The organism is Mycolicibacter nonchromogenicus (assembly GCF_002101775.1).
GTDB classification, from domain to species: domain Bacteria; phylum Actinomycetota; class Actinomycetes; order Mycobacteriales; family Mycobacteriaceae; genus Mycobacterium; species Mycobacterium nonchromogenicum.
In genome coordinates this window covers 154,123-167,404 of record NZ_LQPI01000023.1, presented here as the reverse complement: position 1 = coordinate 167,404, position 13,282 = coordinate 154,123, and the positions used below count along the sequence as shown (strand labels likewise).

Genomic DNA, 13,282 nt, shown 5'->3' with positions numbered 1-13,282 from the left:
GGCGGTAGCGCGATGGTTGCAGTGATCACCGGTGGAGCCGGCGGGATGGGCTTGGCCACCGCCAAGATCATCGGCCGGGAGCAGCCCATCGTGCTCTGCGATGTCCGGCAGGACCGCCTGGACGCCGCCGCAGACGTGCTGCAGGAGTTCGACGTCGTGACCGTCAACTGTGACGTCACCGATAGCGACGCGGTCGCCGCGCTGTTCGCGACCGCGGGCGGCATCGGACCCGTCACCGCGGTGATCCACACCGCCGGCGTCAGTCCCCGCATGGGCGACGCCGACTACGTGATGCGCACCAACGCCATCGGCACCCTCAACGTCAACGAGGTCTTCTATGCCGTGGCGCCGGAGGGGGCCGCGATCGTCAACGTCGCATCGATGGCCGCGTACCTGACCCCCGAGGAGCTGATTCCCACAGACCAGTTCCCACTGGCCTTGCGCGACCCCGGCGCGTTCACCGCTGCCATGGCGGCGGCGTGCGAACCGATGCCGCCGGAAGTGCGTTCGGGCATGGCCTATGGCATCAGCAAGGCCTTCGTGCGCTGGTATTCCAGCGCGCAGGCCGAGCGGTTCAACGGCCGCGGGCTGCGGATCGTCTCGATCTCGCCGGGATCGGTGGACACCGAGATGGGCCGGTTGGAGGAGCAGGGCGGCGCCGGGGCGCTGGTCGCCGACGCCGCCGTCCCGCGCTGGGGCAAGCCCGAGGAGATGGCCGAACTGCTGGCGTTCTGCGTCAGTGCCAAGGCGGGCTACCTCACCGGCACCGACATCCTCAACGACGGCGGTGTGGTGGCCTCATTGCGAGAACGGGCCCGGGTGGCGGCAGCCGGCTGAGGTCAGCGCCGGATTTGCCTGCGTCGACTATTCGACGTATTTTTCGAAAATATGACGGCAGCGATCGACGGGGACGGCACGGCCCGCCCGGTCTCGTCGCCGCCCACCGAGCGGGTGATGCGCATCCTCGAGCTGCTGGCCGCCGACCCGCAGCGACACTTCACGCTGTCGGAGATCTCGCAGACCCTGGGCATCAGCCACGGCACCTGCCACGCCATCCTGGCCACCCTGGCGAGCCGACAGTGGCTGGTTCGCGACCGCCAGTCGGGTGGGTATACCTGGGGACCGGCGCTGGCCGCGCTCGCCCGCCCCGTGAGTCGACAGGCCTTCCGGCCAGAGCTGCAGCGGCTTTTCGACGCGGTCGGCCGCCAGGCGATTCTCGGGGTTCGCCAAGGCGCAACCGTGGTGGTGACCGATTCGGTCGGAGAGTCGATCGCCGGTCTGCGGTTGGGCCCGGGATTTCGGATGCCGCTGGTGGCGCCATTCGGCCGCGAGTTCATCGCCGGCGCCGCCGACTCGGTCAGGCAGGCATGGTTGAGCGGGCTGGGCGCACCGTCGCCGCGGCTGCGGCGTCGGCTGGCCGCCGTGCTCGACGAGGTCGGCCGGCGCGGCTACGCGATCGACCGGATGAGCCGCGAGTACATCCGGGTGTACTCGGCGCTGCAGGCGCTGGCGGACGACGGCGAGCCCGACGAGATCACCGCGCGAGTGGCCACGGCCTTCGCCGACCTCACCGACGTCGACTACCTGTCCGATGAGCTGTCCGGCGGCACCCAGCGCCATCCGATCGCCAGTGTCTCGGCGCCGATTCGCGACATCGACGGGACGGTGGCGATGTCGGTGAGCGCCGCCCCGCTGGCAACCCTGACCGCCTCGGAGGTCGCCGATCTCGGGGTGGCCGTACGAGAGACGGCCGTGCGTATCCAATCGCAGTGGACCGCACGTGGAGAACATGAGGAGAGCTCGTGAGCGTGACGCTCAGTGCCGAACAACGCCAACTCGGAGAGTCATTACGGCAGTTCGCCGGACGGCACGCACCGATTGCCGACACCCGCAAGGCTTTCGACGCAATGGCGGACGGGGAGCTTCCCTCTTGGTGGGACGATCTGGTGGCAAACGGGTTTCACGCGATTCATCTGCCGGAACAGTGCGGTGGTCAGGGCGGTGGTCTGCTCGACGTCGCCGCGGTGCTGGAGGCCGCGGGAACGGTGTCTCTGCCAGGTCCGCTGCTGTCGACAGTGACCGCCGGCGCGGTGGGTCTGCTTGCCGAGGCCACACCGGCGCGAGAGGACTATCTACGCGCCCTCGCCGCCGGTGCTCCGGCGACCGTGGTGCTGGCAGGTCAGTCGGACTTCGTCGCGCGACGAGTCGAGGACGGCTGGCTGATCAGCGGTGCCTCGGACGTGATCTCCGGTGCCCGCTCGGCCCGTATCGCACTGATCTGCGCCCGCCGCGACGACGGCACCGACCTGTGGACCGTGATCGACACCGCCCGAGCAGTCATCCGGTCGGTGACCGGAACCGACCTGCTCACCGACCTGGCCACGATCGCCCTGGCTGATCACCCCGTGAGCGCCGACGCCGTCTTGACCGGAGTCGACGCCGAGCGTGCGGAGTACCTCGCCGTCGGCCTCGCCGCAGCGGTGTGCGCCGGTATCTCCGGATGGTGCGTCGAGGCGGCCACCGCGCATCTACACACCCGCGAGCAGTTCGGCGTCCGGATCGGCACTTTCCAGGCACTGCAGCATCAGGCGGCCATGTTGCTGGTCAACTCCGAATTGGCTTGCGCCGCAGCCTGGGACGCGTTGCGAGCCGTCACCGAGCCCGTGGAGCAGCATCGCATCGCCGCCGCCACTGCGGCGCTGACGGCGGTCGCGCCGTGTCCCGACCTGGTCTTCGACACCTTGACGATGTTCGGCGCGATCGGGTTCACCTGGGAACACGATCTGCACCTGTACTGGCGTCGCGCCACCACCATCGCCGCGTCGATCGGCGCTGCCACCGAGTGGTCTCGCCGGCTCGGCGAGCTGACCGTCGCACAACAGCGAGACTTCACGGTTGATCTCGGCGGCGCCGAAGCCGAGTTCCGCGCGGGTGTCGCCGCGACCCTCGACGCCGCCGCCGAGCTGGCCAACGATGGTCCGGGACGCCAAGGCGACTACCCCCACTTCGAAACCGGCCCGCAGCGGACGCTGATCGCCGAGGCCGGACTGATTGCCCCGCAGTGGCCCGCACCGTGGGGACTCGACGCCTCCCCGTTGCAGCAACTGATCATCAACGAGGAGTTCGCCAAACGGCCCGGCCTGGTCCGGCCGTCACTGGGCATCGCCGAATGGATCCTGCCCTCGCTGGTTCGCGCAGCACCGGAGGCACTGCAGCAGCGGTTGATTCCCCCGACCCAGCGCGGCGAACTGGCCTGGTGTCAGCTGTTTTCCGAGCCGGGAGCCGGATCAGACCTGGCGTCGCTGACCACCCGCGCGGTCAAGGTCGACGGCGGATGGCGCATCAACGGCCACAAGATCTGGACATCAGCGGCGCAGCGCGCCGACTACGGCGCACTGCTGGCCCGCACCGACCCCGCGGCGCCCAAGCATCGCGGCATCGGCTACTTCATCGTGGACATGCGCTCGCCGGGGATCGAAGTCCAGCCGATCGTCATGGCCACCGGAGCCGCCGAATTCAACGAAGTGTTCCTCGCCGATGTATTCGTGCCCGACGAGATGCTGCTCGGGGAACCGACCGAAGGCTGGCAGCTGGCGATCGCCACCATGGCGCAGGAGCGCACCGCCATCAGCGGATATGTCGAGAACGACCGGGCTGTGGCGCTGCGGGCCATCGCCGCGGCTCCGGGCCGCTCGCGTGATGACGCACTGCGCGCACTCGGCGAACTCGACGCCTACGCCAACGCGATCCGGGCGCTGGGCGTCCGCGAAACCATCAGGCTGCTCGACGGCGAGGGCTTCGGGGCGGCCTCGAGCATCGCCAAAGTGGCGATGAATGTTCTGCTGCGCCGCACCTTCCGTGCCACCTTGGCCACCGTCGGGCGCCTGGCGATGGTCGCCGATTCCGATCCGGCCGTCGTGGAGCCGTACCTGCTGTCACCGGCCGAGCTGATCGGCGGCGGCACCAAGGAGATTCAGCTGAACATCATCGCCCAGATGATTCTCGGCCTGCCCCGCAAGTGAGATAAAGGACACCCACATGGGATTACGTGGAGACGCCGCGATCGTCGGCTACGTCGAGCTGCCGCCCGAAAAGATGAACAAGGCCACCCCGGCCCCGTTCACCCTGGAACAGTGGGCCGAGCTGAGCGCGGCGGCGCTGGCCGACGCGGGCCTGCCGGGCGAACTCGTCAACGGCATCGTCACCTCACACCTGGCCGAATCCGAGATCTTCGTGCCGTCGACGATCGCCGAGTACCTGGGAGTTCCAGCGCGCTTCGCCGAGATCGTGGACCTGGGTGGGGCCAGCGCCGCAGCCATGGTCTGGCGCGCCGCGGCGGCGATCGAACTGGGCATCTGCGATGTGGTGCTGTGCGCGTTGCCGGCCCGCTACATCACCCCGATGTCGGAACGTAAACCCAGACCACTGGTCGACGCCATGTTCTTCGGTTCGTCGAGCAACCAATACGGCTCCCCGCAGGCCGAGTTCGAGATTCCCTACGGCAACCTGGGGCAGAACGGCCCGTACGGTCAGGTCGCCACTCGCTACGGCGCCGTCTACGGCTATGACGAGCGGGCGATGGCCAAACTCGTTGTCGACCAGCGCATCAACGCCAATCACACCGACGGCGCTATCTGGCGGGACACCCCGTTGACCGTCGAGGACGTCCTGGCCAGCCCGGTGATCGCCGACCCGCTGCACATGCTGGAGATCGTGATGCCGTGCGTCGGTGGCGCCGCCGTGGTGATCGCCGGCGCCGAGGCCGCCAAGCGGTCCCGTAACCGCCCGGTATGGATCAAGGGATTCGGTGAGCACGTGCCGTTCAAGACACCGACCTACGCCGCGGATCTGCTGGCGACCCCGATCCGCGAGGCCGCCGACACCGCCTTTGCCATGACCGGGCTGACCCGCGCGGACATGGACATGGTGTCCATCTACGACTGCTACACGATCACCGTGCTGTTGTCGTTGGAGGATGCCGGGTTCTGCGAGAAGGGCAAAGGTATGCAGTTCCTCGCCGATCACGACCTGACCTTCCGCGGCGACTTCCCGCTCAACACCGCGGGAGGTCAACTCGGATTCGGCCAGGCCGGTCTGGCCGGCGGCATGCACCACGTCTGCGACGCGACCCGCCAGATCATGGGCCGCGCCGGGGCCGCGCAGGTGGCGGACTGTAACCGGGCCTTCGTATCGGGCAACGGCGGAATACTTTCCGAACAGACGGCCCTCGTCCTGGAGGGGGATTAGCGGACATGATGAGTTTCGAACGGCCTATGCCGGTGAAGACGCCCACCACTGCTCCGTTCTGGGATGCGCTGGCGCAGCACCGCATCGTGATCCAGTACTCGCCGTCGTCGGAGCGCTACGTGTTCTATCCGCGCGTGCGTGCGCCGCGCACCCTGGCCGACGACCTGGAATGGCGCGAGATCTCCGGGATGGGCACGCTGTACTCCTTCACCGTGGCGCGCCGCCCGGTCGGACCGCACTTCGCCGACGCGGTTCCGCAACTGCTGGCGATAGTCGAATGGGATGAGGGTCCGCGGTTCTCGACCGAGCTGGTCAACGCCGATCCTGCTGATCTGGCGGTCGGAATGCGGGTGCAGCCGGTGTTCTGCGACTATCCCGAACACGACGTCACGATGCTGCGCTACCAGCCGGTGACCGATCGTGGCTGACGACGTCGCGGCCCAGATCGAGGCGATCAAACGCCTGAAGTCCCGCTACTGCCGCTACCTGGACGCCAAAGACTGGGTGGCCTGGCGCGCGCTGTTCACCGATGACTTCGTCAGTGACACCTCTGCTGCGGGCGGCAAACTCATTGTCGGCGCCGACGAATTCGTGGACTTCACCCGCAAGAGCCTGCGAGGCCAGCCCACCGTCCACCAGGTTCACGCCCCCGACATCGAGTTGGACTCGCCGAGCACGGCGCACGGCGTGTGGGCGCTGGAAGACGTGGTGCGCTTCGGATTCGGAGTCAACCTGCGCGGCTACGGCCACTACACCGAGACCTACGAAAAGGTCGACGGTGTTTGGCGGATCAAGACCTCGACGCTGACCAGGCTGCGCGAGGACATCTTCAACGGAGTATTCGCGGTCTACCTCTCGCCGCGTATCCGCTCGCTGCTGGCCAGAGTCGCCGGCCGATTCATCCACTGAGCACCGGGGCCTGCGCTCGCCCTCGCGTACGCCATACTGAACGTATTACGGGAAGAGCTATAGTATAGGCGCCGGGCGAGTCCCGGATCGTCGTGTCCAAGCAAGGGGAGTGTTCGTGGAGATCGAGAACAAGCGCGCGATCATCGTCGGCGGTGCATCGGGGTTCGGAAAGGCGACGGCGGAGCTGTTGGCCAAACGCGGTGCCCACGTGGCGATCTTGGACCGGCCGCAGTCCAAGGGTAAGGAAGTCGCCGAGTCGATCGGCGGGCGCTTCTTCGAAGTCGACGTCACCGACTTCGCCGGTACCGAGCGCGTGCTGAACGAGGCAGTCGAGGCGTTGGGCGGGCTGCACATCGCGGTCACCACGGCGGGTGGCGGTATCGGGCAACGAACGATCAAACGGGACGGGCCGCACGACCTGGAGGCGTTTCGCAGCACCCAGGATCTCAACGTCGTCGGGACCTTCAACATCAGCCGGCTCGCGGCGTGGCACATGAGCACCAATGAGCCAGAAGACGAAGAGCGCGGCGTGATCATCAATACCTCTTCGATCGCGGCGTTCGAGGGCCAGATCGGGCAGGTCGCCTACACGGCTGCCAAGGCGGCGATCGCCGGGATGAGCCTGACCATGGCCCGCGATCTGGGGAGTGTCGGCATCCGGGTGCTGGCGATCGCTCCCAGTCTGTTCGCCACCGGCCTCACCGAGGGCATCCCCGACGAGTTCGCCGCCGTGCTGACCAAGGACGCGGCGTTCCCCAAGCGGCTGGGCAGGCCCGAGGAGTACGCCAAGCTGGCGGCCGCGATCGTGGAGAATCCCATGCTCAACGGCCAATGCATCCGCCTGGACGCCGGTCAGCGCTTCGCGCCGAAGTGACGCTGTGTTGACTCTGCGGTCAGGGTCGTGAAACGCGGTATGTCGCAGCCCTGACCGCAAAGTCAACGTAAGGCGTCCGCCGGCACCGGCGGCTTCAGGGCAGCCGGATCCGGGTTCGCGATCGGGCGCCCCATGAACCGGCGGGCGTTGTCACCCATGAAGTCGTAGGTGCGCCGGACATCCATGCCCTCGGCGTACTTCCAGAATCCCTTCGGCTCGGCCAGGCCCTCGGGGTGGGGGTAATCCGAGCCGAACAGCACCTTGTCCCAGCCGACGGTGTCCACCACATCGGAGATGCAGCCTTCCCAGAACGGGCTGACCCAGATGTTGCGACGGAACACGTCGTGCGGATGCTCCGGGAAGTTCTGCGGCATCTTCTTGTAGAGCTCGCCGAAGTCGTCGAAGAGCGGCCGGATCCAGGAGCTGCCGTTCTCCACGCTGGCGATGCGCAGTCTGGGGAAGCGGGTCAGGGTGCCGTGGCAGATCAGGCTGGTGATCATGTCGGCGATTTCCCGGTGGCCCAACACCATCCAGCGGAAGGCGCTCTGCGCCATGAAGTTCTGTGTGTACGGCGGCTCCCACCGGCCCACATAGTCGTCCAGCGGCGGGAAGCTGGCGTGCAGCACGATGGGCAGGCCCGCGGCCTGCACGTCACGCCAGAACGGGTCGAACTCCGGCAGCGCCGGGGAGCGCCACCCGCGGACGCCGTTGACCGGGCCGGGCTTGATCAGCGCCACCGCGGCGCCCTGGTCCAGGATGTACTCCAGCTCGCGCTGCGCGCCGTCGACTTCGGAGAGGTTGATGATCGGTGTGGAGAACACCCGCCCGTGGTAGTCGTAGGTCCAGTGCTCGGCCATCCATTGATTCAGCGCGTGAATGATCGCCAGGGTGAGCTCCGGGTCGTCGGCGCTGGAATGTTCCACCAGGCTGGCCAGCGTGGGGTAGTTCAGCGCTTCGGTGACGCCCTGGCGGTCCAATTCGGCCACGCGGTCTGCGGGGTTGCGGGCGGCCGCCGGCGCCGCGATCGCGGGGCCCTGCATCTCGCGCAGGGTGAGGCCCTCGGTGTTCTCCCCGGCGAAGAACTTCTCATGTGCTCCGGGCGCGGCGACCCGTTCGAAGGTGGGGTTGGGGATGAAGTCGCTGACCCGGTTGTTGATGATGATTCGGGTCTGGCGGCCGATCTGTGCGAATTGAACCGCCCGCGAGTACTTCTCCGGTAGGTACTTGGTCAGTGCCTCGGGGGTTTCGTACATGTGTTGGTCGGCATCGAAGATCGGTGCGTCACGGAACTGGCTCATGGAGCGCTCCTTTATTCCCCGCGAGCAGGCGCGAAAGCCCCTAAAAAGTAGCTGAATTGGGGGCTTTCACGACTGCTCGGCGGAATTAAACCGTCAGGATTGTGGCCGCCGCCGTGCCCGGCGCGCCGTAGAGCTGTGCGAACCCCACCTTGGGATCTCCGGGCACCTGACGGTCGCCGGCTTCGCCGCGCAGCTGGCGCACCAGCTCGTGGATCTGGCGCAGCCCCGACGCGCCGATAGGCTCGCCGTTGGCGATCAGCCCGCCGTCGGTGTTGACCGGCAGCGACCCGGTGATCTCGGTCGCCCCGTCGGCGAGCAGCTTCTCCTGGTCGCCGTCGGCGCAGAAGCCGCACTCGGCCATGTGGATGATCTCGGCGCCGGCGTCGGTGTCCTGCAACTGGACCACATCGACGTCTTCGGGTGCGACACCGGCCTTTTCGAACGCGGCGCGGGCGGCATACACCGTGGGTGCCACGTCTTCGCTGACCGGGGCGAAGGTGGTGTTGACCTCATAGGCACCGTAGCGCCGGGTTCGGACCTCGACCGCACGCAGGTACACCGGCTTATCGGTGTAGCGGTGCGCGATGTCGGCGCGGCACATCACCACCGCCGCCGCACCTTCGTCGGGTGCGCAGAACATGTACTGGGTCAGCGGGTAGTTCAGCATGGCCGAGCCCAGGATCTCCTCCTCGGAGATCGGCTTGCGCCGGAATGCGTTGGGGTTCAGCGCGCCGTTGCGGAAGTTCTTCGCCGCGACTTTGGCCAAGGTCTGCTGGGAGATGCCGTGATCGTGCAGATAGCGATTGGCCTTCATGCCGAAGAACTGGGTGGTCAGGTATTGACCGTTCTCGGCGTACCAGCGCGGCATCCCGACCAGAGCCGGGTCTTCGGTGAACGCACCGCGCGGATGCTTGTCCAGACCGACGGCGATGCCGATGTCATAGTCGCCCAGCCGGATACCGTCCGCGCAGACCTTGGCCGCGCTGGCCGCGGTGGCACACGCGTTGAACACGTTCGTGAAGGGGATGCCCGACAGGCCGACCATCCCGACGATCGCATCCGGGTTGGCCACCGTCCAGCTGCCGCCGGTCGCGGCACCGATGTCTTTCCAGTCCACCCCCGCGTCGGCCACCGCGGCGAAGATGGCATCTACCCCCATCGCCATCGCGGACTTGCCCTCGAATCGGCCGAACGGGTGCAGACCGACACCGATGATCGCTACGTCATGCGTCATGGGACCGCAATCTCCTATACCGGCTGAAAGGCGAACGTGATGACCTCGTTGCCGTCGGCATCGGCGGTGAACGGCACCATGACCAACTCCACCGCCATGCCGAACTCCAGCTTGTCCGGGTGGTTCTCGGTGAGGCGGCCTTCGACCCGGATGACATCGCCGAGCTGCACCAGCCCGACACCGAACGGTACGAAGTCCTTACCGGTGGGGCCCAGATACGGCGGCCCGGGCGGGAAGCCCTGGGTGGTCCAGGCGACCAGGGTGCCGGTGCGCGGCAGCAGCTCCTGACTCATCTGGTCGCCGCTGCAGTTCGGGCAGTGCGGCTGGGCGGGAAACACCGTGGCATCACACCCGCCGCAGCGGCTGCCGATCAGCTGGGGGTTCTCCTGGGGCCACGTCGAGATATCAGGTGCGAGCGCCTTCTGCATGGGACCTCCGCGTAACGGGTCTGCTAACTGTAATACTTACAGTAAAGTATCACCGTCGCCGGTGGGCAACGAGCTTCCGGCACGGTCTGGCGATCACGGCAAAAGGCTCTGGGGATGACGGCTGACGAGGGTTCCGCGACGCGGCGGCGAGCCCTCGTCATGGGCGCCAGCGGAAATGTCGGATCCTGTGTCACCCGACAGCTGGTCGCGCGCGGCGACGACGTGCGCGTGCTGGTGCGTCATTCCAGCTCCACCAAGGGGATTGACGGACTCAACGTGCAGCGGTGCTACGGCGACATCTTCGACACCGAGGCCGTCGCCGCCGCCATGGCCGACCGCGACGTGGTGTACTACTGCGTCGTCGACACCAGGGCTGAGCTTCGCGACCCCGCCCCGCTGTTTCGCACCAATGTCGAGGGCCTGCGCAACGTCCTGGAGGTGGCGGCCGCAGCCGAGCTCGACCGCTTCGTGTTCCTGAGCACCATCGGAACCATCGCGGTGGGACGCAACGGTGAAACCGTGGACGAAGACACGCCGTTCAACTGGGCGGACCAGGGCGGGGGATACATCGCCTCCCGGCGCGAGGCCGAGCGACTGGTGCTGGAATATGTGGCCGAGCGCGGCCTACCCGCGGTCATCACCAACGTGTCGAACCCGTATGGTCCGCCGGACTGGCAGCCCCGGCAGGGCATGCTGATCCAGTTCGCGGCGCTGGGGAAGATGCCGGTATACGCGCGCGGCGTGGGCTCCGAAGTGGTCGGGATCGACGACGCTGCCCGGGGAATGTTGCTGGCCGCCGAGCTGGGCAGGATCGGCGAGCGCTACATCATCTCCGAGCGCTACATGACTCAGCGGGAAATGCTCACCATCGCTGCCGAGGCGGTCGGGGCTGCGCCCCCGCGCATCGGTATTCCGATGCCATTGCTGTATGTTCTGGGCCACGTCGTCGGTCTGGTGGGCGCCCTGCTGCGCCGCGACTTCCCGTTCAACGTGACCGGCGCACGACTCATGGCGTTGACGTCGCCTGCCGACCACACCAAGGCCACCCGGGAACTGGGCTGGCATCCCGAACCGACCGAACTCGCGATTCGCCGTGCCGCGAAGTTCTACTTGGAGCGAAACAAGACATGATTCCCTTCGTCGTTCGTCGTGACAACGACTTCCTGCCGAACCCCATCGCTCAGGGTGGGTGGGGCCCGACGCTCGGTGGACAAGTGGTCGGCGGCCTGCTGGCCCGCGCCGTCGAGCGCCACGTCCCCGAGGACGACCTGCAACCGGCCCGCCTGACCGTCGAGATCCTGCGCCGAGTCGCCACCGAGCCGTTGCAGGTCACCGCCTCGGTAGTCCGGTCGGGCTCGCGGATGCGGGCGGTAGACGCCGTGATGACCCAGCACGGCGAGTTGGTGGCCCGCGCCTCGGCGCTGTATCTGCGCCGTGGAGTGCAGCCCGACGGCCAGTTCTACACCACCGACGTGACATTGCCGCCGATCCCGGAAGAACCGGCACAACACGACGAATCGGTGCCGATGTTCATTCGGGCCTACGGCACCGACGAGGCCGGCCGCTTTCCCTGGCAGTGCGCCGGGCCGCGCTTCGCCTGGATGCGCGAGATCCGCGATCTGGTGGACGGCGAGGAGATCTCACCGTTCGTGCGGGCCGCGATGGCGGTCGACGTCACCGCGTCACTGACCAACTTCAGCACCGCGGGCCTGTCCTTCATCAACGCCGACTTCACCCTGACGCTCAGCCGGCTGCCGGTCGGTCCGTACATCTGCTTGGCGGCAATGACTCACTACAGCGACGCCGGGGTGGCCACCGGCAGTTCGAGCGTGTTCGACGCGCACGGTCCGATCGGAATCGGCGTGACCACCGCGGTAGCCAATTTCAACTTCGACGCCGACCGGAAATACGACGGGCAGCCCGCGTCCGGTTAAGCGATAGCGCCGGCTTCCTTGAGCTCCTCGATACGGTCCCAGTCCATCCCGAGCTCCAGCAGCACCGTCTCGGTGTGCTCGGCGGCCTGCGGGGCCCGGGTGGTCTCCAGCGGCTCGTGATTGAACTGAACCGGCCCCCGGACCACCTTGAACGGCCGTCCGCCGTCGGCAGGTTCCACTACGGCGATCATGTCGTTGGCGATGGCCTGCTCATCGGAGCCCAGGTCAACGAGGCTCTGGAACGGCGCCCACTGGCCTTTCATGGTCTTGAGGTGCGTGCGCCAGTAGTCGAACGGCTTGGCGCCGATAGCGTTGGCGATCAGCGTTCCGGCCGCCGCCGCATTGCGCATCAGCGGCAGCACATCACAGAAGCGCGGGTCATCGGCGGCCTCGCCGATGCCCAGGTGCTCGAAGGTGTCCCGGATGTAGCCGGTCGGACTGACGATGCACAGGTTGATGGTCCCCCCGTCGGACGTGGTGTAGTTGCCCAGGAACGGATTGCCCTGGGAAGCGGTGGATTCCGGCATCACCGCACGCATGGCCTCGCCGGTGTCCATACCCTGGGTCACGCTGGCTCCGGCCGCCCACCACGCGGTCGACAGCAACGAGACGTCGACCTCGAGGGCCTCGCCGGTGCGTTCCCGGTGCAGCAGCGCCGCAGCGATCCCGCCGGCGATGTTCATTCCTCCGACCGAGTCTCCGAACGCGGGGATGCCCTGCGACAGCGGGGTCCCGAGTTCCTCGGGGCTCAGCGCGTGACCTACTCCGCTGCGGGTCCAGAAGGCGGTGCCGTCAAAACCACCGACATCGCGTTCGGGGCCCTTGTCGCCGTAGGCGCTACCGCGGGCATAGATGATGCCGGGGTTGGCGGCGCGGAGATGCTCGACGTCGAACCTGTTCTTCTGCCGGGCATGGGGGAGGTAGTTGGTCAAGAACACGTCGGCTGTGGCCGCGAGTTCGTAAAGCACCTGCTGTCCAACAGAAGTCGAGACGTCGATCCCGACGCTGCGTTTGCCCCGGTTGGGATGCTCGATCAGCGGATGCCGGTCGGGATTGAGCTCGAAGCCGCCCATCCGGAGGAACCCCCGCTGGGTGTCGCCCCGCACCGGGTGCTCGACTTTGATGACATCGGCGCCCCAGTCGGCCAGGATCGCCCCCGCGGCGGGCACGAACGTGAACTGCGCGACTTCCAGCACCCGGAAGCCGTCCATGACCTTGATCAACTCAGCGCGCTCCTGCCGCCGTGCGAACCCCTCGAGATCCAATTCGAGTATTCTACTGTAATGGTTACGGTTGGGCGTCCGAAAGGAGTGAGGTGAGCGACAGCGGGCGGCAGTTCACCAGCGTTGAGCTCGGCG

At 67.2% G+C, this 13,282-nt stretch carries 13 protein-coding genes; 9 read left to right on the top strand and 4 right to left on the bottom strand.

The genetic code is table 11. The features are described from left to right. Positions 1 to 12: 12 nt before the first annotated feature. The 7 genes from AWC18_RS03170 to AWC18_RS03140 all read left to right on the top strand — a co-directional run bounded on the left by AWC18_RS03170 (position 13) and on the right by AWC18_RS03140 (position 7,030). Positions 13 to 837, top strand: a complete 825-nt coding sequence (locus AWC18_RS03170; protein WP_064999993.1) for an SDR family oxidoreductase — start codon at positions 13 to 15, stop codon at positions 835 to 837. Between the two features lie 51 nt (positions 838 to 888). Continuing rightward, the gene (locus AWC18_RS03165; RefSeq protein WP_085137570.1) at positions 889 to 1,806 is read left to right on the top strand and encodes an IclR family transcriptional regulator; all 918 of its coding nucleotides are present in this window, start codon (positions 889 to 891) and stop codon (positions 1,804 to 1,806) included. Next, complete coding sequence (locus AWC18_RS03160; RefSeq protein WP_085137568.1) at positions 1,803 to 4,022, top strand: acyl-CoA dehydrogenase family protein; 2,220 nt, start codon at positions 1,803 to 1,805, stop codon at positions 4,020 to 4,022. The genes AWC18_RS03165 and AWC18_RS03160 overlap by 4 nt, the downstream gene beginning before the upstream one ends. 16 nt (positions 4,023 to 4,038) lie before the next feature. Next, positions 4,039 to 5,247: a thiolase family protein gene (locus AWC18_RS03155; protein WP_085137566.1), complete on the top strand. Its 1,209-nt coding sequence runs from the start codon at positions 4,039 to 4,041 to the stop codon at positions 5,245 to 5,247. Positions 5,248 to 5,252: 5 nt separating this feature from the next. Next, entirely contained in the window at positions 5,253 to 5,675 is a 423-nt protein-coding gene (locus AWC18_RS03150) for a Zn-ribbon domain-containing OB-fold protein (RefSeq protein WP_085137564.1), read from the top strand. Next, positions 5,668 to 6,156, top strand: coding sequence for a nuclear transport factor 2 family protein (locus tag AWC18_RS03145; protein ID WP_085137562.1), 489 nt, complete (start codon positions 5,668 to 5,670; stop codon positions 6,154 to 6,156). The genes AWC18_RS03150 and AWC18_RS03145 overlap by 8 nt, the downstream gene beginning before the upstream one ends. Positions 6,157 to 6,271: 115 nt before the next feature. Continuing rightward, positions 6,272 to 7,030: an SDR family NAD(P)-dependent oxidoreductase gene (locus AWC18_RS03140; RefSeq protein WP_085137630.1), complete on the top strand. Its 759-nt coding sequence runs from the start codon at positions 6,272 to 6,274 to the stop codon at positions 7,028 to 7,030. 62 nt (positions 7,031 to 7,092) lie between these two features. Here AWC18_RS03140 and AWC18_RS03135 read toward each other — a convergent pair whose 3' ends face one another. The 3 genes from AWC18_RS03135 to AWC18_RS03125 all read right to left on the bottom strand — a co-directional run bounded on the left by AWC18_RS03135 (position 7,093) and on the right by AWC18_RS03125 (position 9,990). Continuing rightward, entirely contained in the window at positions 7,093 to 8,328 is a 1,236-nt protein-coding gene (locus tag AWC18_RS03135) for an amidohydrolase family protein (protein WP_085137560.1), read from the bottom strand. Positions 8,329 to 8,413: 85 nt separating this feature from the next. After that, entirely contained in the window at positions 8,414 to 9,562 is a 1,149-nt protein-coding gene (locus AWC18_RS03130) for a thiolase family protein (protein ID WP_085137558.1), read from the bottom strand. 14 nt (positions 9,563 to 9,576) lie between these two features. Next, positions 9,577 to 9,990 carry a Zn-ribbon domain-containing OB-fold protein gene (locus AWC18_RS03125; RefSeq protein ID WP_064999985.1) on the bottom strand — a complete coding sequence of 138 codons (414 nt, stop codon included), beginning with the start codon at positions 9,988 to 9,990 and terminating at the stop codon, positions 9,577 to 9,579. 114 nt (positions 9,991 to 10,104) lie between these two features. Here AWC18_RS03125 and AWC18_RS03120 point away from each other — a divergent pair, with 114 nt between their 5' ends. Together AWC18_RS03120 and AWC18_RS03115 are read left to right on the top strand one after the other, a co-directional pair. Further along, positions 10,105 to 11,121: an NAD-dependent epimerase/dehydratase family protein gene (locus tag AWC18_RS03120; RefSeq protein ID WP_085137556.1), complete on the top strand. Its 1,017-nt coding sequence runs from the start codon at positions 10,105 to 10,107 to the stop codon at positions 11,119 to 11,121. Beyond that, positions 11,118 to 11,924 (top strand): thioesterase family protein, encoded by an 807-nt coding sequence (locus AWC18_RS03115; protein WP_064999983.1) that lies wholly within the window; start codon positions 11,118 to 11,120, stop codon positions 11,922 to 11,924. Before AWC18_RS03120 ends, AWC18_RS03115 begins: the two co-directional genes overlap by 4 nt. On the opposite strand, the gene AWC18_RS03110 is transcribed toward AWC18_RS03115, so the two are convergent. Then, positions 11,921 to 13,135 carry a CaiB/BaiF CoA transferase family protein gene (locus AWC18_RS03110; RefSeq protein WP_065000033.1) on the bottom strand — a complete coding sequence of 405 codons (1,215 nt, stop codon included), beginning with the start codon at positions 13,133 to 13,135 and terminating at the stop codon, positions 11,921 to 11,923. The two genes, AWC18_RS03115 and AWC18_RS03110, sit on opposite strands and share 4 nt — an antisense overlap. Between the last annotated feature and the right edge of the window lie 147 nt (positions 13,136 to 13,282).